The following is a 24,365-nucleotide window of genomic DNA, read 5'->3' on the forward strand; positions in this document are numbered from 1 at the left end:
CGTTCATCGAACGGGAAACAGTTCGTTCCGACGCAGGCCGTCAGTTGATCGTTTGGACCCTGCCCTGTTGGAACGCGATGCGTAGGCCCGCATCCCCCAATTGACGAAGGCCGATTGCGGGCATATACCCGCACTCATGTCATTCGACTGCACCTGTATCGTCCTGCGGACGGCGGCCCGGAAGATCACCGCTCTTTATGACGAGGCCCTGGCTCCGCATGGTGTCACCACCGCGCAATACAGCTTGCTGCGCCGGATTCAGCAGGCGGGCGACCCGTCGTTGACCGAACTCTCGCGCCTCGCCGATCTCGATCGATCGACCGTGGGGCGCAATGTCCGGCTTCTCGCTCAGATGGGGCTGGTGTCGCTCGGTGCCGGAGCCGACCAGCGCGAAGCCGAGGTTCGGCTGACGGCATTGGGTCTGGCCCGGATCGAGGCATGCGAAGCACCCTGGCGGGAGGCGCAGCGCGTGGTGGAGGCGAAGGTCGGCTCGGACGGACTGGCGGCGTTGAAGGCGCTCGCCGCGTCACTTTAAACAATTCTTTTGACTAGAAGCGGGTCACGACCCGCGCGCGAGGGGCAGAAGGCAGATCATGGCAGGTTCGTCTGAAGCGCTCGGAACGCAACCGGCTGGCGGAGGCTGGCTGACCCGCCTCCTCGGGCGCCATCAGATCCATTACGGCTGGGCCGTCGTGGGCTGCACCTTCCTCACGATGCTCGCCACCGCCGCCGCCATGGGCGCACCCGGCATCATGCTGGAGCCCCTGCAGCGGGAATTCGGCTGGTCGAACGCCGACATCTCGGCGGCCATGGCGATCCGCCTTGCGGTGTTCGGCCTGATGGCGCCCTTCGCGGCGGCCTTCATGAACCGGTTCGGCATTCGCCGCGTCGTCTTCGCCGCGATCGCCATGATCGTCGCGGGCATTGCCGGCTCACTGTTCATGACCGAACTCTGGCACCTCGTCGCCCTTTGGGGGATCGTGATCGGCTTCGGCACAGGCATGACGGCGCTGGTTCTAGGCGCCACCGTTGCGGCGCGCTGGTTCTCCGAGCGCCGTGGCCTCGTGATCGGCCTTCTCACAGCGAGCAACGCGACGGGTCAGCTCGTTTTTCTGCCCATTCTGGCGAGCCTGTCCGAGCGGTTCGGCTGGCGCCCGGCCCTGGTCCTCGTGGTGACCGTCCTACTCCTCGCCTTGGCGCTCGTCGGCTTCGTGATGCGCGACCGGCCGTCCGATGTCGGCCTTCCGCCCTATGGCGAGGCCGCCGTCCTGCCCGAGCCGCCGCAGGTCCACGGGATGAAGGAGTTGCTGCGCACGCCTCTGCTGGTTCTGGCAGAGGCGGCCCGCTCGCACACGTTCTGGGTCCTGTTCCTGACCTTCTTCATCTGCGGCTTTTCCACCAATGGTCTGATCCAGACCCATTGGATCACGCTATGCGGCGATTTCGGCATCACGCCGGTCGGCGCGGCGGGCGCCTTGGCGGTGATCGGCCTGTTCGATCTCGTCGGCACGATCGGCTCGGGCTGGCTTTCGGATCGCTTCGACAACCGTCGCCTGCTGTTCTGGTACTATGGGCTGCGCGGCCTTTCGCTGCTCTACCTCCCCTTTTCCGACTTCTCTTTCTACAGCCTCGGCCTCTTCGCCGTTTTCTACGGGTTAGATTGGGTTGCCACAGTTCCCCCCACCGTTCGGCTGGTGGCGGAGCGCTTCGGTCGCGAGAAGGCGGGCATGGTGTTCGGGTGGGTCTTCACCGCCCATCAGCTGGGCGCAGCGTCCGCCGCCATGGGCGCGGGCGTCTCGCGCACCGAGTTCGCCTCCTACATGCCGGCCATCACGATCGCCGGCACCCTCTGCCTCCTCGCCGCCCTCCTCATTCTCAGCGTGTCGCGGCCGATCGAAGCCGAGCCGAAGGTGCCGGCGACGGCCTGAATCCCTTGCACTTGTCTCAGCGCTCCAGAAGCCGCTTTTCGCCGAGCTTGAACCAAGCCTTGGCGATCCGGCCGTTCTCGATCTCGTAGATGCAGACGACATCCACCTCGCCGACGCCTTCCGGGAAGGTTCGGCGCACGGTCTCGTGGTCGATCACCATGTTGCCGACGCTTAGACGATGGAGAAGCCGCCCTTCGAGGTCCGGCTCTCTAAAGCGCTCCACATGCCGCTCGCGGATGGCCTCGGCCCCTTGCGCGAGCAGCGTGTCGGGAAACGCGAAGTAAAGGCAGTCGTCCGCCCACCATCGCATGAAGCCGTCGATGTCTTTCGCGTTATAGGCCTCGAGTTGCATCCGGACGGGGTGAGTTACGTCGGCGGTCGGACTCAGCGGAAACTCCATCGGCTCGCATGTCGTTCGCACACTGCATCAAGATAGGACGACCGAGGGTCAAGCGCGAATTCGCGCCGCCCGCTGGCTGCATCGGCCCCCTCAAGCGATCGGCTTGCCCAAGGGCAATCCGCCAATATCGAACGCAGTGTCCACCCAGATCGGGTGCGCCCGGCTGCGTTCCGTGGCATGAGACATCACCTCACCACGGGAGTTCCGACCGATGAAGCTCTACTACAAGCCCGGCGCCTGCTCGCTTGCGCCTCACATCGTCGCTTGCGAAGCCGATCTGCCCGTCGAACTCGTCTCGGTCGATCTCGCCCGCAAGACGCTGGACGACGGCGCCGACTATTTCGCCGTGAACCCGAACGGCTACGTTCCCGCGCTCGACATCGGCGACGGCCCGGTGCTGACGGAAGCGTCGGTCGTCGTTCAGTACCTTGCCGACCAGAAGCCTCAGTCCGGCCTCATGCCGGCGCCCGGCACGATCGAGCGCTACCGGGCCCAGCAGTTGCTGGCCTTCATCTCGACCGAGCTTCACAAGCAGTTCAGCCCTCTCTTCAAGCCCACCACCCCGGACGCAACCAAGGAGGCTCAGAAGGAGCTTCTCGCCAAGCGTTTCGCCTTCGTCGACAAGTCGCTCGAGGGGAAGACCTATCTGATGGGCGAGACCTTCACCGCGCCCGACGCCTATGCCTTCACCGTCCTCACCTGGGCGAAGCGCCTGGGGCTGGACATGGGCGGCTATGGCAACATTGCCCGGTTCATGGAAGCCGTCGCGGCCCGTCCCGGCGTGCAGCGGGCGCTCGGCGAGGAAGGGCTGGCCTGACACCGGTTCTAGCAAGTCCTGGGCGGGTCCGCGCGAAGCGGTCCCGCCTCATTCCGGGACGTGAATGCGCGCCTTGATCCGCTTCAGGTTGGCGACGATCGTGAACGACATGATCACCAGAAGCGACCATGAACTCCACTTGCCCAGATGCACCAGCGACCACTGGTGCATCTGGTTGGGATAGCGCCACAGGCCGAACAGGGTGCTGATGTTCTCGGCCAGCCAAATGAAGAAGCCCACGAGAACGAAGCCGACCAGAAGCGGCATCCTTCGGTCCTTGTCGAAGGGGCGGAAGATCACGGTGGTTCGGGCATAGAGACCGAGAACCACGGCCGCGATGTACCAGCGATAATCGCCGACATAGTGATGCAGGAAGAAGTTGGCGTAGATCGCCAGAGCCGCGGCAGTCGCAAGGCTGAAAGGCGGATGGTGCCGGACCCGCAGATCCAGAAGTCGCCATGCCTGGATGATGTAGGACCCGACCGCCGCATACATGAAGCCGGCAAACAGCGGCACGCCCCAGAGCTTGGTATAGGCGAAGTCGGGATAGGCCCAGGACGGGGTCCCGCCGGATGTCTTGAACAGCTCCAGCGCGAACCCTGCGACATGGAAGAGCAGGATCGTCTTGGCCTCGTCCAACGTCTCGATCCCGCTCCAGACCATCCAGGCCTGGACGCCCAGCGCGATCAGCAGCAACAGATCGTATCGCGGCACGCCCAGCAGCCCGGAATGCGGAACCACGAAGATCGCAGCGAAGAAGATCCCCGCGAAAAGGCAGGCTCGCGCTTCCTTCAACCCGAAAAAGACGAACTCAACCGCGAAGCGCCTCACCCCATCGAGACGGGGAAGCGAGCGGGGCGCCAGAAGCGCCCGGTCGAGACGTTGCAGCAGATTGGCCGGATGGTCGGCGGAGAGGGACATGGGATCGCAAAACTATTGGAACGAGGGCGAGGACGCGAACCGGCGGCGCAGGCAAGAGCAATGGGCGAACAGCACCGGAATGCTGGCGTCAGGGTCGCCCCTCCATCGCCGTGTGCAATGTCTTGCGGCATCCGTCGTCGTCATTGCCATCGGGCTCGCCCTACGAATGGAGGGCTATCGCATCGGTCTTCCGTTTGTCGTGGTCAAGTATGGCGGCTCGCTTCTCTGGGGCAGCATGGTCTATTTTCTCGTCGCTGCCCTGGCCTGCCAACGATCGCCCCGGAGCGTTGCGACCCTCGCGTTCGGCCTTGCCGTCTGCGTCGAACTGTTCCGCCTCTATCACACGCCCTGGCTCGATGCGTTCCGGCTGACGACGGCGGGCGCGCTCTTGCTTGGGCGCGTCTTTTCCCTTTGGAACATCCTGGCCTATGCGCTGGGCATCGCCGTCGCGGCGGGGCTCGATCATTGGCGGCTTGCGCGCAATCCCGAACGCCGCTGACCCTCTGGGCTCATCGACCACCGGGCGGGAGCGCATCCGAACCGCAGTCAGAGGGCCAGAGCAAGCAGTCAGGCCTCTATGCTTTACACGAATTCAGCTTCGGGTCGCGCCAGCGCGGCCGGACAGGTCATTCATAGTGGCGACGAGTTCGAGTTCGGGATAGGTGCGGTCGATCGCCGATATTTCCCGGCGCACTTCCTCGGCGATCCAATCCCGCACCGCCGCGACCGCCGGGCGCAAGGGCCGCGTCCGCGAGCGGACGAGCTGGCATGGTCGGCCGGTGACGCGCAGCTTGGTGGAGGCCGGGACTAGCGAGCCGACGCAGAGCCAATGTGCCACCACGCTCAGCCAGCCGAGCGCCACGCCCTGCCCGAGAAGCGCCGCCTGCACCACGATCGTATAGTCGGAAAAGGCGAGCGAATGCCCGGTCTCGAAGGCGCCGTTGAAGTCCACGAGATTGGACCAGTCCGGCTGTGCGCTCGATAGATTGATGACGGCTTCGCTCTCGGGCGGAATGCGGCCGTTGCGCAGACGCTCGCGATAGGCGGGCGTGCAGATCGGCAGCAGCACCTCGGGCGCGAGAAGACGAACTTCGTGATCCCGCCCGAAGGCGTCGAAGCGCATGCCGAGGTCCACGTCGTCCACCGGCCCGCCCAACGGCCCCGGCAGAAGCTGGAAGCGGAGGTCGATCTCGGGAAGGTCGGCCTGGAAGCGCGAGAAGCGCGGCATGAGCCAGTGAGTGGTGAAGGCGGTGGAGACCGAGAGTGTCACGCTCCGGTCGTCGGAGCGTCGGCGCTCGATCTCGCGCAGCGCCGCTTCCACGCCGCGAAAGCTCTTCTCGATCCCCTCGAACAGGATGGCCCCGCTCTCCGTCAGCGTGTTGCCGGTCGGCATGCGCTGAATGAGACGCACGCCGAGATGATCCTCCAGCCGCGCGATCATGCGGCTGACGGCTGGCGGCGTGACGCTGAGTTCCGCTGCCGCTCTGGCGAAGCTGCCGCAGCGCGCCGCCGACTCAAAGGCCAGAAGCGCGTTCATGGAAGGGACGAGACGTCGAAGCGCGGACATAACCAGATGTAACGCCATGGAGCACAATTATGCAATTGCTCTCATGACTAGGATTTGGTCATCTTCTCTTCGAAGGCCCCCTGTTGAGGGTCGCAGACAGGCTTTTCCACGGTCGTTCCACAAACGACCCTCGATCATGGCGCGCTCGCCTAGGCAGCGTCCATGCTGCACCGCGATACTTCAGGTAATCGCCGGCTTAGACAGGGAAGTGGATCTTCATGCAGATACGCGAACGGGTCGGGGTCGAGATCGAGGGAGCGACGCGGCGCTACGGCAAGTATCTGGCGCTGGACGACCTCACGCTCTCCGTCGCGCCCGGCGAGTTCGTGTCGCTGCTTGGCCCATCCGGATCGGGCAAGAGTACCCTGCTCGGCATTCTCGGCGGTTTCGTCACGCCCTCGTCCGGCCGGGTGCGGATCGGCGGCGAGGATGTCACCTTCACTCCGCCGCACAAGCGCGACATCGGCGTCGTGTTTCAGAACTACGCGCTGTTTCCCCATCTCACCGTGGGCGAGAACGTCGCCTTTCCCCTGCGCGCCAGGCGCATGCCGAAGGCCGACTGGGGCGCGAAGGTGCGTGATGCGCTCGCCATGGTGGAACTCTCCGGATACGAGGACCGGCGCATTTCCGCCATGTCGGGCGGGCAGCGCCAGCGCGTAGCCCTTGCCCGCGCCATGGTGTTCGAGCCGCGCCTCATCTTGATGGACGAGCCCCTGTCGGCGCTCGACAAGCAGCTGCGCGAATCCATGCAGATCGAGCTGCGGCATCTGCACGAGAAGCTCGGCGCCACCACGATCTACGTCACCCACGACCAGCGCGAGGCGCTGACCATGAGCGACCGGGTGGCCATTCTGTCGGAGGGGCGCCTCGTGCAGGTGGACGCGCCGCAACGGCTGCACGATCACCCGGCCGACGCCTTCGTCGCCCGCTTCATCGGCGAAGCCGTGCTGGCCAAGGCCGAGCGGCTGGACGGAACGAGCGTGCGGGTGGGCGGCACGAGCATCGTCTCCGCCCGGCCGATCCCGCCGGGAACCGGCCCTCTCTTCCTGGCCGTGCATTCGGAAAAGCTTCTGATCGACGGAGGCGGCTCGATGGACGGGCTCAACCGCATCGAGGGCACCGTGCGCGAGATCATCTACCAGGGCGAAAGCCTGCGCGTCACCGTCGCGCTGCCCGATGGGCAGGTGCTCGCCCTGCGCCAGCCCAGCCATCACATCGCCCGCGCCCGCCTTCCCGCCCCCGGCCAGCCCGTGTCGCTGACGCTTCACCCCGAGGACGTGATCGTCGTGCCCGAACGCGCTCTCTGACGCGCACGGACCGTCCCCCATCCTCCTTCCACCACAGGACCCGACCCATGGCATTCGAGCAGTTCAAGGTTCTCACATTCGACGTGGTCGGCACGCTGATCGACTTCGAGAAGGGCATTCTCGACAGCGTCCGCGCGCTGAACCCGGAGGCCGGCAAGGCGCTGTCGGACGACGATATCTTCAAGCCCTATGTCGAAGGGCGCGACCTCTTTCCCGGCCGCTCCAGCCAAGCCATGGCCGATGTCTACCGGCATCTGGCCGGCAAGCTCGGGCTGGAGTCCGGCGAGGCGACGGCTGCGGCCTTCCAGGCGCGCATCCTCCAACACCCCGCCTTTCCCGACTCGGTCGAGGCCCTGAAGCGTCTGCGCCGCCGGTTCCGGCTCGTTGCCATGACCAATGCCGACCGAGTCACCTTCCAGAGCTATTCGCACACGCTGGACAACCCGTTCCACGACAGCGTGACGGCGGACGAGGCCCTGTCGCCCAAGCCCAACCCGCTGTTCTTCGCCTTCAACCGGGGTCGCCAATCCGCCTTCGGCTACAAGCAGGAGGAGATCCTGCATGTCGCCCAAAGCCAGTATCACGACATCGGCGTCGCCCGGCAGCTTGGCTACAAGGTCTGCTGGATCGAGCGCCGGCAGGGGCAACAGGGCTTCGGCGGTACGCCGACGCCGAAGGAAGTGACGAAGCCCGACTTCCACTTCACGACCCTTGCCGAGCTGGCCGATGCGATCGAGGCGGAAGGCCCGGGCGGCGCCCTCGCCTCGCGGGCGGCGGCCTGATGGGTGGCGGGACGGCCGGGGCCGGTTTCCCCATGGCTTGGCCGTCCTCCCTCTGGGCCGAGACGGCGCTGCCGCTGGCCGGTGTCTCGCCCGCGCTGGAGGGCGAGCATCGGGCCGATGTCGCCATTATCGGCGCCGGCTACACCGGCCTTGCCGCCGCGCTGCGTCTCGCGGAGCGCGGTCTCAGACCCCTGGTGATCGATGCCAACGGCGTCGGCTGGGGCGCGAGCGGGCGCAATGGCGGCGTGGTCTCCACCAAGTACCGTGTCTCGCTGCCCGGCGTCGCCCGTTCGCACGGGATCGACATGGCGCGCCGAATGTACGAGCTCGGCCACGAAGCGGTCGAGACCGTGGAGCGGCTGGTCGAGACGCACGCGATCGAGGGCGCGGACTTTCGCCTTTGCGGCAACTTGCGTTGCGCGCACAACGAGGTCTCGTTGGCCTCGCTAACGGCCGAGGCCGCGATCATGCGCGAGCAGTTCGGCGACCGGTCGATCCGCGTTCTGTCGCGCTCGGAAACGGCGGACGAGACCGGGTCGCAGGATTTCGTCGGCGGCACGCTGACGCCCCATTCCGGCACGATCCACCCGTTGAACTACGCACGGGGTCTTGCCCGCGCGCTGATCGCCAAGGGCGTGCCCATTTTCGAGGCGACGCCGGCGCTCGCCGCGAGGCGCGAGGGCGAAGGCGTGCGGGTGGAGACGCCTTCGGGCAGCATCACGGCCGGCCACCTCCTCATCGCGACCAACGGCTACAGCGATCTGGCGGGCGCCAGCGAGCCGGTGCGCCGGGCGGTGATCCCGTTCCGCAGCGCCATGGTGGCGAGCGAGCCGCTGGGCGACAATCTCTTCGCCACGCTGATGACCGAGCGGCGCAGCTACAGCGAGACCCGCCGCATGATGCGCTGGTTCCGCCCCTTCGGAAACCGGATGATCTTCGGCGGGCGCGGCGCCTTCGGCAAGTCGGACTCGGCCGCCGCCTTCGCCGCGCTGGAGCGCGCGATGCGGCGCATCTTTCCACAGCTCGAAGGCGCGGCGGTGACGCATCGCTGGTCCGGCCTCGTGGCCATGACGCTGGACAGCACGCCGCAGGTCGGCCGGCTGGACGAGCGAACCGCCTTCGCGCTCGGCTACAACGGGACGGGCATCGCCATGGCCAGCCTGATGGGCGCGCGGGCGGCGGATCTCCTGCTCGGCGACAAGCCGGACCTTGCCCTGATGGCGACGGCAAGACCCAAGACCGTGCCCTTCTACGCCGTTCGCGAGCCCGCCGTCCGGCTCGTCGCCGGCTGGTACCAGTTTCTCGACGCGATCGGACGCTGACGCGCCGCTCGCCGACACCCGTTTGAAACGCCCATCAGAACGAAGGAGACATGCCATGCCAAGCCGCACACGCATCCTCGCTGCCGGAACGGCCCTTGCCCTGGGCTTCTCGGCTCTGCCGGCGCTCGCCGCCGGGCAGATCACCTTCGTCTCGCAGGGCGGGGCCTATCAGGAGGCCCAGACGGTGGCGATCCTCGATCCCGCCGCCAAGGAACTCGGCATCACAGTGAATCAGGATTCGGCCCCCGACGCCTGGCCGATGATCAAGACGCAGGGCGAAACCGGAAAGCCGATCTGGGACGTGGTGGACACGCCGCCCGCCAACTGCGTTCGCGGCGGCAAGGAGGGGCTGATCGAGCCGCTCGACTTCTCGAAGATCCCGAACGCTGAGGCCATGCCCGCTGCCTACCGGACGCCCTACTCCGTCGCCTACGAGTTCTATGCCAGCGTTCTCGCCTTCAACAAGGCTAATCTCGGCGACAAGATTCCGCAGAGTTGGGCGGATTTCTGGGATGTCGAGAAGTTTCCCGGCACACGCGCCCTGCGCAACCATCCGCATGTGACGCTGGAGGCGGCGCTTCTGGCCGATGGCGTCCCGCGTGACAAGCTCTATCCGCTCGATGTCGATCGCGCCTTCAAGAAGCTGGAGGAGATCAAGCCGCATATCACGGTCTGGTGGACCTCGGGCGGCCAGTCGGCGCAGCTTCTGGCCGACGGCGAGGTGGACATGGCCATGGTCTGGAACGGCCGCGCCTCGGCCGTGATGAAGGATGCGCCGGATATCGGCTTCACCTTCAACGACGGCTTTCTCCAGAACACGCAGCTCTGCATCCTGAAGAACGCGCCCAATCTCGACCAGGCCGTGCGCTTCATCAACACCGCCGTCTCGCCGGAGCTCCAGGCCAACCTGCCGCTCCATATCGACTACGGCCCGGGCAACCCGGCCGCCTTCGACATCGGCAAGATCCCGGCCGAGCGCGCCGCCCAGCTTCCGAGCTCGCCGGAAAACGCGGCCAAGCAGACGCTGATCTCCGACGAATGGTGGGCCTCGCCCGAGGGCGAAGCGGCCGAAAAGCGCTGGCTGACCTTCATCCAATAGGCCGCCACCGACATGGCCGGGCTCGCAACACGCGCCAGCCCGGCCCCTTTCCCTTCGATGCGACCTGCGGGAGACGCCATGACAGCTTCATCGGACGCCGACCTGGCAAGGGCCTTCGAGCGCGGCGAGCACAGGCTGATGCTGCTTCTGGCGCTGCCCGCCTTCGTTGTAGTGTTCTGCCTTCTGGTGCTGCCGCTCGGCTGGCTGGTGGTCCAGTCCTTCTGGGACGACGGCCCCTCGCTCAATCACTATGCCCGGCTAGTAACCGATCCCGTATACCTCAACACGTTCTGGCTCACCTTCCGCATCAGCTTCATCGTCACGATCGTCACGCTGCTTCTCGCCTATCCCGTCGCCTATGCCGCGACGGTGGCGACCGGGGCCTGGCGGGCGGTGATCTTGGCCTTCGTGCTCGTGCCCTTCTGGACCAGCGTTCTCGTGCGCGCCTATGCTTGGCTCATCCTCCTGCAGCGATCGGGCGTGGTGAACGGGGCGCTGCGCGACGCCGGGCTGATCGAGCGCCCGCTCGCGCTCGTTCACAACGAGACGGGGACGATCATCGCCACCGTCCACATCCTTCTGCCCTTCATGATCCTGCCGCTGCAGGCGACCATGGCGAAGATCCCGCGCGATCTCCTGACCGCCGGCGCCAGCCTCGGCGGCGGTCCTCTGCATGTCTTTCGCTGCGTCTTCCTGCCGCTGTCGCTGCCCGGCATCCTGGCCGGCTCGACGCTGGTCTTCGTCCTCTGCCTCGGCTTCTACATCACGCCGGAGCTGATGGGCGGCGGGCGCACGGTCATGGTGTCCATGGTGATCTCGCGCAACATCGAGCTCTATCAGGCTTGGGGCGCAGCCAGCGCCGTCAGCGTCACGCTGCTCGCCATCGTCGGCGCGATCTTCTGGACCGTCAGCCGCTTCCTGCCTCTCGACCGGGTGTTTTCGACGCGATGAACCAGTCCGCCCTCCCCAAAGTGCTGACCTATGCGCTGGTCGGCCTCGTGCTCCTGTTCCTGATCCTGCCGATCCTCATCATCATTCCGATGTCCTTTTCGGACGCACGATTTCTCACCTTCCCGCCGCGCGTCTACTCGATGCGCTGGTACGAGGCGTTTCTCGGCAGCGCGGCCTGGATGAGCGCGGCGCGGACGAGCTTCACCGTGGCGCTTCTGGCCACCATCCTGGCGACGCCGATCGGCATAGCCAGCGCCTACGCCATCACCTATTCCTCGCTGCGCGTCATGCGCCTTCTGCGCCTGATGCTCATGCTGCCGCTCATGGTGCCGATCATCATCGTCGCCATCGGCGTTTTCCTGATCTACGCCCGCACCGGGCTTCTTTCCTCCGTCGCCGGCCTCGTGCTGGCGGATACGATGCTCGGCATTCCCTTCGTCGTCCTGGCCGTGACCGCCGGGCTCCAGAGCTTCGACCACACGCAGGAAATGGTCGCGCGCAGCCTCGGCATGAACCGCTTCCGCGCCTTCATGACCGTCACCCTGCCGCAGATCAAAGCCAGCGTCGCCTCGGGCGCCATCTTCGTCTTCATCTCGGCGCTGGACGAAACGGTTGTGGCGCTGTTCATCTCGGGCGGCGAAACGCAGACGCTGACCAAGCGCATGTTCACCGCGCTGCGCGACGAGATCGACCCGACCATCGCCGCCATCTCGACGCTGCTCACCGTCATTTCCTTCCTGCTCATCCTCTCCATCGGCCTGTTCCAGAGGAAGGCGAACCGGACGTGAGCGGCTGGCCGGCGGGCTTCGAGCCCGACATCCTGATCCTGGGCGGCGGCTCGGCGGGCTGCGTTCTGGCCGCCCGGCTGAGCGAGGACGCCTCCTTGCGCGTGCTGCTGGTCGAAGCCGGGCGTGATCTGACGGCCGAGACCATGCCGCCGGAAATCCGCAGCCGCTATCCCGGCCGCGCCTATCTCGACACCGGAAATATCTGGAAGACCCTCACCGCCTTCATGGGCGCGCCCGGGGGCAACAGGGACGAGCGCCAGCCCCGGCGCTACGAGCAGGCGCGGCTGCTCGGCGGCGGTTCGGCCATCAACGCCCTCATGGCCAATCGCGGTGCGCCCGCCGACTATGACGAATGGGCAGCGCTGGGCGCCATGGGTTGGGACTGGGACGCTTGCCTGCCCTTCTTCCGCAAGCTGGAAACCGATCGCGATTTCCGCGGGCCGCTGCACGGGCAGGACGGGCCGATGCTCGTGCGCCGCGCAAGGAGCGAGCAGATTTCGCCCTTCGTCCGGGCCGTGATGCGCGCGCTGGAGGAAACCGGAACGCCGCGCGGCGAAGATCAAAACGGCCCCTGGCGCGACGGCGTCTTCGTTGGCGCGCTGGCGGCGAACGACCAAGGCGAGCGTCTTCCCACCTCCATCGCCTATCTCACGCCCGCCGTGCGCGCCCGGCCGAACCTCGCGATCCTGACGGGTCACATCGCCGAACGGCTCCTTTTCGAGGGCACGCGCGCGGTCGGCGCACGCATCGCGCCGACCGAAGGCGGCCCGGCGCGCGAGGTCTGCGCACGGCAGACGGTTCTGTGCTCGGGCGCAATCCACACGCCGGCCCTCTTGCTGCGCAGCGGCGTCGGCCCGGCGCCGGATATTGCCGCCCAAGGTCTTCCGGTCGTCGCCCATCTGCCCGGCGTCGGGCGCAATCTCATGGAGCATCCCTCCATCGCCGTGTCCGCCATCCTGCCGGCCGCCGCCCGCGCGCCGGACAGGGCCGAGCATCACGAGCAGGCGATCTGGCGCTTTTCGTCCCAGCTGCCCGGCACGCCGGAAGGCGACATGCACGGCGCCATCCTGTCGCGCTCGGGCTGGCATTCGGTCGGCTGGCGGATCGGAACGATCTTCTTCTGGGTCAACAAGTCTTATTCGCGCGGCGCCCTCCAGCTCGCCTCGCCCGATCCGCGCGCCGAGCCCAAGGTCGACTTCCGAATGCTGTCGGACGGGCGCGACCTCGAACGCCTGAAGCTCGCCTTGAGGCGAGGCGCGGAGATCCTCGGCCATCCCTCGCTGCGGTCCCATGTCAGCCATGTCTTTCCCACTAGCTATTCGCCGCGCGTCGCCAGCATCGCGCTCCCCGGCGCGTGGAACTCGCTTCAGCGCGGTGTGCTCAGCGCCGCACTCGACACGGCGGGTCGGCACACCGGAGCCCTCGTCCATCGTCTTGTGACGCGGAACGTCACCTTGGACGGGCTCCTCGCCGACGACGCGGCCCTGACCGGTTTCATCCAAAGGTCCGTCGGCGGAACCTGGCACCCCTCCGGCACCTGCCGGATGGGCGGGGAGGACGATCCGATGGCTGTCACGAGTTCGGACGGAACGGTGCGTGGCGTCACGGGTCTTCGGGTCTGCGACGCGTCGCTGATGCCGTCCATCCCCTGCGCCAACACCAACGTCCCGACGATCATGATCGCCGAACGGATCGCCGAGATGATGCGGGCAGCGTCTGGTTTGTCGGCTCCGAGTTGATCCTCAGATATCGAAGGCACCCCTGTAGGCGCTCCCACTCATTTCCGCTGGGCTTCAGTGACGCACCTCGCAACCGAGACGCTTGGCCGGCGGAACCACAGCGGATGGGCGGCCTTCTCCCCTGATCGTAAGCGGCCGGTATGATCGATCGATCAAGGCCGGCCCTTCACTCCAAGATCGGGAAACTGAGCGATGAGCGATCACACCTTATCCCGCCGCACCGTTCTGGGCGGCGCTGTGTTGGGAGCGGCGGCGGCCGTGGCTGCGAGCCCGGCCCAGGCCCAACAGCCCGCTTCGAATGCCACGAGCGATGGTGGGCGAACGCTCAGCGATCCGCGCACGAAATACACCAACGAGCCCTTCCCCGAACAGAAGCAGCCCTGGCCTGCCCTGCAATCCAAGATGAACCCCGTGCCCGATTGCGGTGAGACGAGCTACAAGGGCTCGGGCAAGCTGACCGGCCGACGTGCGCTGGTGACGGGCGGCGACAGCGGCATCGGCCGCGCCGCAGCCATCGCCTTCGCGCGTGAAGGCGCCGATGTCGCCATCAACTACCATCCCGACGAGGAAGCGGACGCGCAGGACGTCTTGAAGCTGATCCAGGACGCCGGCCGCAAGGGCATCGCCATTCCCGCCGACATTCGAACCCTGGATGCCTGCGAGGATGTGGTGCGTCAGGCGATCGCCGCGCTCGGCGGGCTCGATCTCCTCGTTAACAATGCCGCCTACCAGCAGAGCAAGGCCGACATTTCGGAGATTTCCGACGAGCAGTTCGTGCGGACCTACGAGACCAACGTCTTCCACGTCTTCCGCTTTTCCAAGGCGGCCATCCCGAGCCTGCCGCCCGGCGCGTCCATCATCAACACGGTGTCGGTGAACTCCTACGATCCCGGCGAGGAACTGATCGACTACGCGTCCACCAAGGCCGCGATCCTGAACCTCACAAAGGGCTTGGCGAAACAGCTCGCCAAGAAGGGCATTCGCGTCAACGCCGTCTCGCCCGGCCCGGTCTGGACGCCGCTTCAGGTCGCGGGCGGCCAGTTGCCGGGAACGATGGGCGAATTCGGTCAGGACACGCCGCTCGGGCGGGCCGGCCAGCCGGCGGAACTGGCCTCGCTCTATGTCGCGCTCGCCTCCGACGAGTCCAGCTTCAGTACAGGCACGGTGGTCGGCGCCCATGGCGGCGACGGGAATCCTTGACGGTCCTCTTCCCGATCGAGGAGGCCCCCTCAAGGGGCTGTCCTCCGCCGAGGCATCAGGTCCCGAAGGGGACAGCCTTGGCGACGAGGCGGACCAGATCGGCCTGACGCGACAGACCCAGCCGGGCGTAGACGCCTTTGAGATGGGTGCGGACCGTTTCCTCGCTGACCGAAAGCGCCTCGGCCGCGGCCTTCACGCCGTGCCCGGCCGCGATCAGCAGGGCGACGCGCGCCTGCGCATAGGTCAGCCCGAGCGCAATCAGAACTTTCGATAGGTCGGGATAGGCGCTGTGCGTGGGATTGAGCACCAGGATCAGCGCGCCATGCGTCGGCGTGAAGTCGGTGAAGCGTTCCGCGGCTCGGCCGACGAGGGGTGTGATGCGCAGGAGAAGCGGCAGGAGGCTGCCGGGGCGCGGCACGACCAGCGTATCGGGAAGACCGGATACCATCTCGCCGCCCGTCACGGCGCGAAGCACGGCGTCGAACTGGCGTTGCATCCCGCCTGTGGCGAGATGAACGCGCCCCTCGCGGATCGTCAGTCCGTCCGGCGCGAGCGCGGCGAAGGCGGCGTTGCTTTCCACCACCCGGCCCACGCGGTCGGTCACCACCACGGCGCAATCGAAATCGCCAAGGCGCCGCGCCAGCGTGCCCTGCACCGCCTCGGCCTGGTCGAGCCGCAGGCGCAGCGCGAGCGCGCGGGACAAATGGCGCGAGACATCCGCGAAGCGCTGGCGCTCCGGCGCATCGGGCGGCGCAAGCCCGAAGCGGCGTTGGACATTGATCGCCAGATGGGTGCCGTTCTGCTCCACGACGATCGTGGCGACGCCGCCGATGTCCTGTCGCCTCAGAAAATCCTGGAAGTAGAAGCTCTTGGCTTTCGTGTCCGACGAGATGAAATCGTCGTCCCAGCAGATGCCCGGCCTGTCGAGCCCCAACCGCTGCGCAATGGTCAGCACCAGATCCTCGCGCCACCAGAATTCGTTGTACTGCCGCGCCGCGTCCTGCACCCCCGAGGTGACCGACAGGATCGGCGACGCCAGCCCCGGCTGGAGGATGACGGTGCCGATGCCGCCGAAGGCCTCCGCATAGCCCTGGAGCGCCGCGTCCCAAAGGTCGCCGTCCAGGGCGGCCTCGTAAAACTGCTCGCCAAGCGAGAGGGTTGGGGTCGGCGGCATGGCGGTCCAGAAAAAACCTAAGCTAAACTTACGCTCCGCCTAGTTTGCAACCATCCGATGCGCGGAGCAATCGAGAGGGTTGTCGGAACTATCCCCACAGTCTCAGGATGGGTTCCTGAATGCCCCGCGCGGCTCACGATGTCGTGTCTTCCTTGAGCCACTAAAAAAGGCGGGCGCGCATTCGATGCGCGCTCGCCAATGGTATCGGAGCCCTATCAGACGACGATCTCACCCTCGTCCCGCCCATCCCAATAGTGAACGCGTTTGGCATGGACCTTGATGAGGACGACACCCGGCGTATCGACGCCCTGCTCGAACCAGTAGTCGAGATCCTTGGTCCAGTGCGCCTCGAACTGCGCCTTATCGCGGATCAGTTCGGCATGGCCCTCGACGGAGACGAAGAGCGGCGGCTTGCCGAGCAGACCCTTCTGGCCGGTCATAGACAGCGACACTTTCGGATCGCGCTCGATATCGCTGACGATCCGGTAGTTCTCGTAGGTGAAGAACCAGGAATCGCCGTCATACTCGACGTCGCCATTGTTGCTCATCGGTCGGCTGGCGATCTCGCCGCCTTCGGTCTTGGTGGAGAACATCGCGAAATCGATGCCCCCCATGCGCTTGGAGAGGTCTTGAAGGGTGATCTCGGCCATCGTGTTCTCCATATCGGGCCTTGGCAGACGCGCCGGTTCGGGCGAATGCAGGCGCAAGCCCTTTTTTCGTGTCGTTGAGGGAAGGAGCGCGGTGGCCACATGGTTCCGTGGCCGCCTCGCCCCTCACCGACCCCGCAGTGAGTTCCCTATGCCGCAACCTTCCAGCTACCCGATCTCGATGTTGCCCGCGCTGACCGGACGCTCGCTCGCGCGCTGCCTCGAAATCGTCGAGGCCGGCCTGGTGCGAACGCAGGAAGTGCCCTTCGGCGACAAGGCCAAGGACGATGGCGGGCGTCGCATGGCGCGGCTGGTGCCCGCCGGCCGGGTGAAATCCATCGCGCAGATCACCGATGGCGAGATCGCGCCGGACCCGGAAGCGGACGATGCCGACCACATCGCGCGCCTCGCCACCGCGCGCGCCAATCAGGTGGTCCGCGCGCGCCGGATGAAGGACAGCTCCTTCGCCGGTTTCGAGGTGGAGGTTCCCGTCTTCGCGCCGATCTTCCCCTCCGAGCGCGACACGCTGCTCATGGCCTTCGTGCGGCTGCGCGAGCCGAAGGGCATTCGCCAAAAACTGGCCGATGGCGAGCTGCTCAGCGACGACAGGATCGAGGCCGTCGCGGACTTCGTCGCCGAGCGGGCCGTCGACGCGGCCCTGGAGACGCAGGAGAATTTGAGCCTTGCGGCGGAGACCTATGCCGATCGGTTCCGGGAGGCGACGCGGGAGCTCGACGATCCCGCCGCCTTCCTGCGCGCCGCCACCAAGGCGGATCTGGAGCGCTTCGTCTTCGCCGCGCAAAGCACACAGCGCGACGAAGTCCAGTCGGCCACGACGAAATGGTTCGACAAGCTGCTCGGCTCCATGCGCTCCCTGCGCCAGCAGAGCCGGCGTCGTGCGAGCTTCGCGGAGGCCTCGGGCTACGACCGCTACCCCAATCTCTTCCCCCTCGCCCGTTCGATCGAGCGCAAGCTCCTGTTCCTCGCCGGGCCGACCAATTCGGGCAAGACCTACGAGGCGATGCGCCTTGCCATCGAAGCATCGACGGCCGAAATCCTCTCGCCCCTGCGCCTGCTCGCCCACGAGCACCGGGAAACGCTGACGATTGCTGGCGTCCGAGCCGGGCTCATCACCGGTGAGGAGCGCGACGAGAGCGAGGACTTCACCCATTACGCCCGCACGATTGAGACGATCGATGTCGGGCGGCGCGTCGATGTCTGCGTCGTGGACGAAATCCAGATGCTGGCCGACGAGCAGCGCGGCTGGGCATGGACGCAGGCGCTCTTTTCCGCGCCCGCCGATCTCGTGGTCATGACCGGCTCGCCGGACGCGATCCCGATGGTGGAACGCCTCGCCAAGGTTCTGGGCGAGCCGCTCGAAATCCGCATGCTGGAGCGCAAGAACGAGCTCGACGCTTGGCCGCAGCCGATCTCGCTGAAAGACCTGCGCCGGGGCGATGCGGTCGTCGCCTTCTCGCGCGCGGCCGTGCACGAGCTGCGCGAGGAGATCGTGCGGCTCAAGCTCACCGTCGCCACCGTCTACGGCGCCCTCAGCCCCGAGGTGCGCCGGGCGGAAGCCGCGCGCTTCCGGCGCGGCGAGGCCGACGTGGTGGTGGCGACGGACGCGATCGGCATGGGACTGAACCTGCCGGTTTCGCGCGTCTTCCTGGCGGCGCTCGACAAGTTCGACGGCACGTCGCGCCGCGCCCTGTTCCATTCCGAAATCCGTCAGATCGGCGGGCGCGCCGGGCGCTTCGGCATGTTCGAGAAGGGCTGGGTCGGGGTGATCGGCGGCGGCACGCATGGCGTGGAGAAGATCCGCGCGGCGCTGACCAGCCCGCCCAAGGACCTGTCCGGCCGGGCCTTCGTGCGCCCCAACCGCGAAAGTGTGGCGCTGGCGGCCGAGTTTCTGGAGACCGACGATCTCGCGCAGGTCCTGACCTTCCTGCGCTCGCGCATCGTGATGGACCATGCCGACCTGCAGATCGGCGACATGGACGAGGAAATCGAGAAGGCGCGCCGGCTCGCCAGCGTCGGCATTCCGATGCTCGACCGGCTGGCCTACGCCATCGTTCCCGTGTCGCTGCGCCATCCCTGGTTCATGGACACGGTGCTGACCTGGGCGCGGGCTCACGCGGCGGGGCGCAAGGCGCCGAAACCCCCGCTGCGCTCGGGCGATCTGCAGCGCCTGGAGGACGGCGTCAATCTCGCGACCGGCTGGCTTTGGCTCGCCCAGCGCTTTCCCGAGGTCTATGCCGACGCCGACGAGGTGCGCGAGGGGATCGCCATGCTCAACGAGGAGATCGAGAAAAACCTCGTGAAGCTTTCCTCCTCGCGGGCGCTCCTATCGAAGAGCACACCGGACAAGGCGCGCTCGCGGCGCGGGCGAAACCCTCGGCCGCGCGCGGCGGGCGCCAAGGCGCCGGCTTCGTAGGCAAGAGCGACGGGCCCTTTGCGCATGGTGGCGAGGCGCCCGATATGCCAAGGTCGCCACTCGGCGCTTGGGCTTTTTCCTTCGGGAATGGTTTGGGTCGAGGGACGCAGCAAACGAAGGCGACAGATGCCGGCCAAGACACTCTTCATCGTGCAGCAGTTCGAGAAGCAGGCCAAGCGCCTCATCGCCGGCAGGCAGATGGACTTCAAGACCGCACAGGAGGCCATCGGCCGGGCCGATCGCGACGCAAGCCGCGTCGCCGGCGTCGTCGCAATCCAGCAGGTGATCGACACCGACACGGGCGAGGTGCTGGAGGAGCCGGTGGTTCTGGCCCGACACGGTGAACTGCCGGCCGAATTCAACGAGAGCTGAGCGCAGCGGCTGGCAAGGAGACGATCGCGGCGGATCGGTGGCGGATCGGTCCTGCCGACGGCTTTATATTTCCGATCGCGCGCGTTGCACCGGCGTGAACAATCGTTAACTAATTCGGGACCGGCAGACTGGCGGCTTCCCGATCCCTGGCCTGAACCCTTGGCGAGGAGTGGCCTCCCCCGGCGCGCCTTTACGCGGTGGCGAAGGAGGTTCTGATGCGTTCCCCCAAGCGGCCCAGCCGGCGCGTGACGGTCGCGCTCTCGATCGCGCTTTTCGGCGCGCTGCTTCTGGTGGCCATTCCCTGGGCGGGGCAGATCGCCTCTTCCGGCCTGCCCGACAAGGCGCAGCTCGACGCGATGCTCGGTGCCTGCCAAGTGACGACGGTGTTCGAGGCCGCGCCGCGCCCTGGCGAGACAGGCGGCAAGACCGACCGCCTGCTTTGCCCCGACGCCGTCGGCCCGACCGGCTTCTCCGAACCGCTCCTGTCCGCCGTGGTGGCGAGCGAGGACGAGCGCTTTCTCGGCCACCGGGGCGTGGACGATCTCGCCGTGCTGCGCTCGGCTCTGCCCGGCTTTCCCGGCGGCGGCAGCACGATCACCCAGCAGGTGGCGCGTACGCTGTTTCTCAACGACGAGCGTTTGATGGGCTACGAGGCGCCGGGCAAGCTCCTGCGCAAGCTGCGGGAATGGCACCTGTCGCTGGCGATCGAGTCGCTGCGCGACAAGCGCCAGATCCTGACGATCTATCTCAACATCGCCCCTCTCGGGAACGGCATCGTCGGCTTCGACCCGGCCGCGCGCTACTATTTCGGCAAGCCCGCCAAGGCGCTCGACGTAATGGAAGCGGCGACGCTGGTGGGGATGCTGCCGCAGCCGATGAACCGCCAGCCTTTTGGCGAAGACGCTGCAAAGGCGGCCAGCGCGGCCAATGCGGCAGACCGCGTCATCGCCAAAATGCTGGCCCTAGGCCTCGCGACGCCTGAAGAGGCGAAGGACGCCAAGGCCAAGGTGACGCGCCTCCTGCGAAAGGGGCGGCTCGCGCGGCCCTCGCACGACAAGCTTCTGGAGGCGCTTCGGCCGGTGGAATATCGCCGCGTGCGGGATTTCGCCCGGCTTCGGCTGGAGGAACTCGGGCTCTCGAACCGCGCGACGCGCGTCTTCCTGACCATGGACCCGGAATTGCAGGGGCTGGCGGATCGGGCCACCGCCAAGCCGCCGGCCGGCGCCGAGATGGCCGGCGTGGTGCTGGGGCCGAAGGCCGAGGTGCTGGCGATTGCCGGGGGAACCTATTCGACATCGAGCTGGAACCCGGCCTGGCGCGCCAATCGCTCGGTCGGCTCGGTCGCCAAGCCGCTGCTCTACTCGGTGGCGATCGAGCGCGCGGGCTCCATGCCCAAGACCTGGTCCACCGCGCCGATGAAGGGCTACAATCCGGCCGAGCCGAACGGGCTCTGCCGCAGCGGCCTGACGCTCGAGACCTATCTCAAGCATTCCTGCAACCGGCCCTTCGTCGCGATCGCCGCGCGTGAGCCCCAGCTTGCCGCCGAGCGGGTCAGGGCTTTCGGGCTCCATATGCCGGACAATCCGCTTCTGATCGCCACGGGCGGCGTTCATTCCAACCCGATGGACGTCGCCGCCGCCTACACCGCCCTGCGCAACAAAGGCGTGTTGCGGCGCCCCCGCGTTCTGGTGGCGGCCACCGGCGCGGGCGGGCAGATGCTCGCCTTCGAAGAGCCGGCGGAGGGGCAGCGCGTGCTGCGGCCGGAGCTCGCGGAGGCCGTGCGCACGGCCCTGTTCCAGCCGACATCGGCGGGCGGCAGCGCAGAGCTTGCCAAGGGCCACAAGGGCGCGGCCGCCGTCTGGGGCAAGACGGGCACGAGCGACGACGGGCGGGATGCCTGGTTCGTCGGCTCCACCGTCGGCTGGACCTCCGCTATCCTGGCTTGGCGCGAGGCGCCCGGGGTCGGCCATATGAGCGGGGGCGGCCTGTCGGCCGCGCGGTTCGGCCTCATGGTCGACGCCTACTGGCCGGACCGCAACTGGACCGCCATGCAGGATGGACGCCTGCGCGATGGCGGAGCCGCCGTCTATGGCTGGTGGGCGCATCCGCAGCGGTTGTTGAACTGGCTGGCGGCAAAGGCGACGACCGTCATCGCCATCGCTCTCCTAGCCCTCGCCATCGCCTTGTTGACGGGCCGGCGCAAATCGCCCGACCCTGCGGAGCCGGCACCGGACGCGGTGCCCGATCTCTGATCCGCGTCGGCGAGTTCTCGGGTCTGGCTGCGCTTCGCCTCAGCTGAGGCCTTCCTTTCGCGCACCTGCGATCATGCGCCGGGCGATGCCGCGCACGGCCTCGTCGTCCTTCGTCTCGTCATGCGCGGGGTCGCCGAGATGGCTGAGGCTCGCCTCGATATGGTCGAGAAGGCCGGGCTGCTTCGCCTCGACATATTCGATCAGCTTGAACAGCACATGCTCGGAGGCGATCTCGCGGCGGCGAGCCTGAATTGCGGTGTCGTCGGTCATCATGGTCTCCCGTTTCGTCCTGAACGCAGGGAGGACGCAAGCGGGTCTGCGGCGGGACGTCGCTGCAGAACGAAGACGAAGCCGCTTTCAGGGCTTGTCGCCCTGCAGCACCTTGCGCCGGGCGCCGGCCTTGCGATTCGCCCATTCGATTCGGGCGTCCTTGTTTCGCTCGGCTTCCAGGCGCGCGGCCTTCAGGCGCTCCGATTTCTGCTTCGGGGTTTCCGCCGCCTTGCCGCCCGGCGGTTGATCCGTCTTGTCCATCGCACCCGTTCCTCGATCCAATCGTTTCCGCGCAATGCCTCGCATATCGCTCCGAGACGCGTGTCGATAGAGCGACCCGTCCCGCGCAGCCAAGCGGGCTCCCTGAAACTCATATGGATTTTTTACGCGGGTCTGAGCCACTTGAAGAGCGATCCCGAAAGGAGGGTTCGCATGTTGGATTGTCTCTATCTCGCCGTGGGGCTCGGCTTCTTTGCCGCCATGGGCGCCTACTCCCGCTGGGCGGGGCAGGCCTGAGCCATGTTCGATCTCGTTCTCGGCGGCGCCGTTTCCTTGGCCCTGGCCGCCTATCTCGTCTTCGCTCTGGTGCATCCCGAGCGCTTCTGACGCTTTTTCCCTTGCGTTCCGAAAGGCCCCTGCCATGACCGTCGTCGGCTGGCTGCAGATCATTCTCATTCTCCTGGCCGTTCTCGCCTGCGCCGTGCCGCTCGGCTCGTATATCGGCCGCGTCTTCGCCGGCGAGCGCACCTTTCTCACGCCCGTTCTGGCCCCGGTGGAACGCGGCCTGTTCCGCCTCGCGGGCGTTTCCCCCGATAAGGAACAGACCTGGCTCGGCTATGCGCTGGGCATGCTAGCCTTCAACGCGGGCGGGTTTCTCCTTCTCTACGCCCTGCTGCGATTTCAGGGCCTGCTGCCTTTCAATCCGCAGGGCTTTTCCGGCCTGACGCCTGATCTCGCCTTCAACACGGCGGTGTCCTTCGTCACCAACACCAACTGGCAGAGCTACGGCGGCGAAACCACGATGAGCCACCTGTCGCAGATGGCGGGGCTCACCGTGCAGAACTTCCTGTCGGCCGCGACCGGCATTGCGCTGGCGGTCGCGCTGGTGCGAGCCTTCGCCCTCTCGGGCGCGGCGACGGTCGGCAACGTCTTCACCGACATCACCCGCGCCACGCTTTACGTGCTCCTGCCGCTCGCCATCGTGACCGGCCTCCTTCAGGTGGCGATGGGCACGCCGCAGACCTTCGTCGCCTCGACCACGGTCCACACGCTGGAGGGCGCGGACCAGACGCTGGCGCTCGGCCCCGTCGCCTCGCAGCTTTCCATCAAGCAGCTCGGCACCAATGGCGGCGGCTTCTTCAACGCCAACTCGGCCCACCCCTACGAGAACCCCTCGCCGCTCAGCAACGCGCTGACGATCTGGCAGATGCTGGTGATCTCCGTTGCCCTGGTCTTCGCCTTCGGCCGGCTGATCAGCGATCGGCGGCAGGCTCGCGCGATCCTCTCCGTCATGGCGCTCCTTCTGGTGGTGGCCATCGGCGTCGCCTATTGGGCGGAAAGCGCGGGAACGCCCATCCTGCAGGCAGCCGGGCTCGACCCCGCCGGCGGCAACATGGAAGGCAAGGAAGTGCGCTTCGGCGTCGCCGGCTCGGCCCTCTTCGCGGCCGTCACCACCGGCCTGTCCGACGGCGCGGTGAACGCCATGCACGGCTCCTTCACGCCGATCGGCGGCATGGTGCCCATGGTGCTGATGATGCTGGGCGAGATCCTGCCGGGCGGCGTCGGCTCGGGCCTCTACGGCATTCTGGTGATCGCCGTGGTGTCGGTCTTCGTCGCCGGTCTCATGGTCGGCCGCACGCCGGAATATCTCGGCAAGAAAATCGAGGCGAAGGAAATGAAGATGGCGATGCTCGCGATCCTCATCCTGCCGGTCGCGATCCTCGGCTTCTCCTCGGTCTCGGCCGTGCTGCCGAGCGCGCTGTCCGGCCTCGGCAACGCCGGCCCGCATGGCTTGTCGGAAATCTACTATGCCTACACGTCGGCAGTCGGCAACAACGGCTCGGCCTTCGGCGGTCTGTCGGCCAACTCGCCCTGGTGGAACACGACGCTGGGCATCGCCATGCTGCTGGGGCGCTTCGCCTATATCGTGCCGATGATGGCGATGGCCGGCTCGCTGGTGGCAAAACCTAAGCTCGCCCCCTCCGCCGGCACGTTCCCGACGCATGGCCCGCTCTTCGTCGGCCTGCTTGCCGGCATCATCCTGATCCTCGGCGGCCTCCAGTTCTTCCCCGCCCTCGCCCTCGGCCCGATCGCAGAACAGGTGCAGATGCTGGCTGGCAAGAGCTTCTGACGATGCGAGAGCGCCCCGGCCGCCTCGCGCCGGGGTGCCCCTTCC

23 protein-coding genes are annotated in these 24,365 nt (G+C 66.9%); 16 read left to right on the plus strand and 7 right to left on the minus strand.

Going from position 1 to position 24,365, the window contains the following annotated elements; translation table 11 throughout:
* The first annotated feature begins 136 nt into the window (after nucleotides 1-136).
* Entirely contained in the window at nucleotides 137-535 is a 399-nt protein-coding gene (locus M673_RS11850) for a MarR family winged helix-turn-helix transcriptional regulator (protein ID WP_061976250.1), read from the plus strand.
* A gap of 58 nt (nucleotides 536-593) precedes the next feature.
* Complete coding sequence (locus M673_RS11855) at nucleotides 594-1,928, plus strand: MFS transporter (protein ID WP_082639389.1); 1,335 nt, start codon at nucleotides 594-596, stop codon at nucleotides 1,926-1,928.
* A gap of 16 nt (nucleotides 1,929-1,944) precedes the next feature.
* Here the strand turns inward: M673_RS11855 and M673_RS11860 are convergent, their stop codons facing one another.
* Nucleotides 1,945-2,328, minus strand: a complete 384-nt coding sequence (locus M673_RS11860; protein WP_061976251.1) for a nuclear transport factor 2 family protein — start codon at nucleotides 2,326-2,328, stop codon at nucleotides 1,945-1,947.
* A 211-nt stretch (nucleotides 2,329-2,539) separates the two neighbouring features.
* Between M673_RS11860 and gstA the strand changes: the two genes are divergently transcribed.
* Nucleotides 2,540-3,145 (plus strand): glutathione transferase GstA, encoded by a 606-nt coding sequence (gstA, locus tag M673_RS11865; protein ID WP_061976252.1) that lies wholly within the window; start codon nucleotides 2,540-2,542, stop codon nucleotides 3,143-3,145.
* Nucleotides 3,146-3,193: 48 nt separating this feature from the next.
* On the opposite strand, the gene M673_RS11870 is transcribed toward gstA, so the two are convergent.
* The gene (locus M673_RS11870) at nucleotides 3,194-4,066 is read right to left on the minus strand and encodes a DUF817 domain-containing protein (protein WP_082639390.1); all 873 of its coding nucleotides are present in this window, start codon (nucleotides 4,064-4,066) and stop codon (nucleotides 3,194-3,196) included.
* Nucleotides 4,067-4,145: 79 nt separating this feature from the next.
* Here M673_RS11870 and M673_RS11875 point away from each other — a divergent pair, with 79 nt between their 5' ends.
* Complete coding sequence (locus M673_RS11875; RefSeq protein WP_061977813.1) at nucleotides 4,146-4,565, plus strand: ribosomal maturation YjgA family protein; 420 nt, start codon at nucleotides 4,146-4,148, stop codon at nucleotides 4,563-4,565.
* Between the two features lie 93 nt (nucleotides 4,566-4,658).
* Here M673_RS11875 and M673_RS11880 read toward each other — a convergent pair whose 3' ends face one another.
* Nucleotides 4,659-5,633: a LysR family transcriptional regulator gene (locus M673_RS11880; RefSeq protein ID WP_061976253.1), complete on the minus strand. Its 975-nt coding sequence runs from the start codon at nucleotides 5,631-5,633 to the stop codon at nucleotides 4,659-4,661.
* Nucleotides 5,634-5,851: 218 nt separating this feature from the next.
* Here M673_RS11880 and M673_RS11885 point away from each other — a divergent pair, with 218 nt between their 5' ends.
* The 8 genes from M673_RS11885 to M673_RS11920 all read left to right on the plus strand — a co-directional run bounded on the left by M673_RS11885 (nucleotide 5,852) and on the right by M673_RS11920 (nucleotide 14,821).
* Nucleotides 5,852-6,940 carry an ABC transporter ATP-binding protein gene (locus M673_RS11885; RefSeq protein WP_061976254.1) on the plus strand — a complete coding sequence of 363 codons (1,089 nt, stop codon included), beginning with the start codon at nucleotides 5,852-5,854 and terminating at the stop codon, nucleotides 6,938-6,940.
* Between the two features lie 47 nt (nucleotides 6,941-6,987).
* The gene (locus tag M673_RS11890; protein WP_061976255.1) at nucleotides 6,988-7,722 is read left to right on the plus strand and encodes an HAD-IA family hydrolase; all 735 of its coding nucleotides are present in this window, start codon (nucleotides 6,988-6,990) and stop codon (nucleotides 7,720-7,722) included.
* Nucleotides 7,723-7,754: 32 nt separating this feature from the next.
* A complete protein-coding gene (locus tag M673_RS11895) occupies nucleotides 7,755-9,044 on the plus strand; it encodes an NAD(P)/FAD-dependent oxidoreductase (protein ID WP_061976256.1) in 1,290 nt (429 codons plus the stop codon).
* Nucleotides 9,045-9,099: 55 nt separating this feature from the next.
* Nucleotides 9,100-10,143, plus strand: coding sequence for an ABC transporter substrate-binding protein (locus tag M673_RS11900; protein WP_061976257.1), 1,044 nt, complete (start codon nucleotides 9,100-9,102; stop codon nucleotides 10,141-10,143).
* Between the two features lie 78 nt (nucleotides 10,144-10,221).
* Entirely contained in the window at nucleotides 10,222-11,094 is an 873-nt protein-coding gene (locus tag M673_RS11905; RefSeq protein ID WP_061976258.1) for an ABC transporter permease, read from the plus strand.
* The gene (locus M673_RS11910; RefSeq protein ID WP_061976259.1) at nucleotides 11,091-11,882 is read left to right on the plus strand and encodes an ABC transporter permease; all 792 of its coding nucleotides are present in this window, start codon (nucleotides 11,091-11,093) and stop codon (nucleotides 11,880-11,882) included. The genes M673_RS11905 and M673_RS11910 overlap by 4 nt, the downstream gene beginning before the upstream one ends.
* Entirely contained in the window at nucleotides 11,879-13,621 is a 1,743-nt protein-coding gene (locus tag M673_RS11915) for a GMC family oxidoreductase (RefSeq protein ID WP_061976260.1), read from the plus strand. The genes M673_RS11910 and M673_RS11915 overlap by 4 nt, the downstream gene beginning before the upstream one ends.
* Before the next feature lie 192 nt (nucleotides 13,622-13,813).
* On the plus strand, nucleotides 13,814-14,821 hold the full coding sequence (locus tag M673_RS11920; protein ID WP_061976261.1) for an SDR family oxidoreductase: 1,008 nt from the start codon (nucleotides 13,814-13,816) through the stop codon (nucleotides 14,819-14,821).
* Between the two features lie 55 nt (nucleotides 14,822-14,876).
* Here M673_RS11920 and M673_RS11925 read toward each other — a convergent pair whose 3' ends face one another.
* Nucleotides 14,877-15,995, minus strand: coding sequence for a helix-turn-helix transcriptional regulator (locus M673_RS11925; protein WP_061976262.1), 1,119 nt, complete (start codon nucleotides 15,993-15,995; stop codon nucleotides 14,877-14,879).
* A 215-nt stretch (nucleotides 15,996-16,210) separates the two neighbouring features.
* Nucleotides 16,211-16,645 (minus strand): pyridoxamine 5'-phosphate oxidase family protein, encoded by a 435-nt coding sequence (locus M673_RS11930; protein WP_061977814.1) that lies wholly within the window; start codon nucleotides 16,643-16,645, stop codon nucleotides 16,211-16,213.
* Between the two features lie 148 nt (nucleotides 16,646-16,793).
* Here M673_RS11930 and M673_RS11935 point away from each other — a divergent pair, with 148 nt between their 5' ends.
* The 3 genes from M673_RS11935 to M673_RS11945 all read left to right on the plus strand — a co-directional run bounded on the left by M673_RS11935 (nucleotide 16,794) and on the right by M673_RS11945 (nucleotide 21,700).
* Nucleotides 16,794-19,076, plus strand: a complete 2,283-nt coding sequence (locus M673_RS11935; RefSeq protein ID WP_148640042.1) for a helicase-related protein — start codon at nucleotides 16,794-16,796, stop codon at nucleotides 19,074-19,076.
* A gap of 126 nt (nucleotides 19,077-19,202) precedes the next feature.
* A complete protein-coding gene (locus M673_RS11940; protein WP_061976264.1) occupies nucleotides 19,203-19,448 on the plus strand; it encodes a hypothetical protein in 246 nt (81 codons plus the stop codon).
* A 215-nt stretch (nucleotides 19,449-19,663) separates the two neighbouring features.
* A complete protein-coding gene (locus tag M673_RS11945; RefSeq protein ID WP_148640043.1) occupies nucleotides 19,664-21,700 on the plus strand; it encodes a transglycosylase domain-containing protein in 2,037 nt (678 codons plus the stop codon).
* A gap of 39 nt (nucleotides 21,701-21,739) precedes the next feature.
* On the opposite strand, the gene M673_RS11950 is transcribed toward M673_RS11945, so the two are convergent.
* On the minus strand, nucleotides 21,740-21,970 hold the full coding sequence (locus M673_RS11950; RefSeq protein ID WP_082639695.1) for a hypothetical protein: 231 nt from the start codon (nucleotides 21,968-21,970) through the stop codon (nucleotides 21,740-21,742).
* An 87-nt stretch (nucleotides 21,971-22,057) separates the two neighbouring features.
* Nucleotides 22,058-22,639, minus strand: coding sequence for a hypothetical protein (locus M673_RS24915; protein ID WP_244493162.1), 582 nt, complete (start codon nucleotides 22,637-22,639; stop codon nucleotides 22,058-22,060).
* Here M673_RS24915 and kdpA point away from each other — a divergent pair.
* Nucleotides 22,611-24,320, plus strand: coding sequence for a potassium-transporting ATPase subunit KdpA (gene kdpA / locus M673_RS11960; protein WP_061976268.1), 1,710 nt, complete (start codon nucleotides 22,611-22,613; stop codon nucleotides 24,318-24,320). The two genes, M673_RS24915 and kdpA, sit on opposite strands and share 29 nt — an antisense overlap.
* Nucleotides 24,321-24,365: the final 45 nt, after the last annotated feature.

Source organism: Aureimonas sp. AU20 (assembly GCF_001442755.1).
Classification (GTDB): domain Bacteria; phylum Pseudomonadota; class Alphaproteobacteria; order Rhizobiales; family Rhizobiaceae; genus Aureimonas.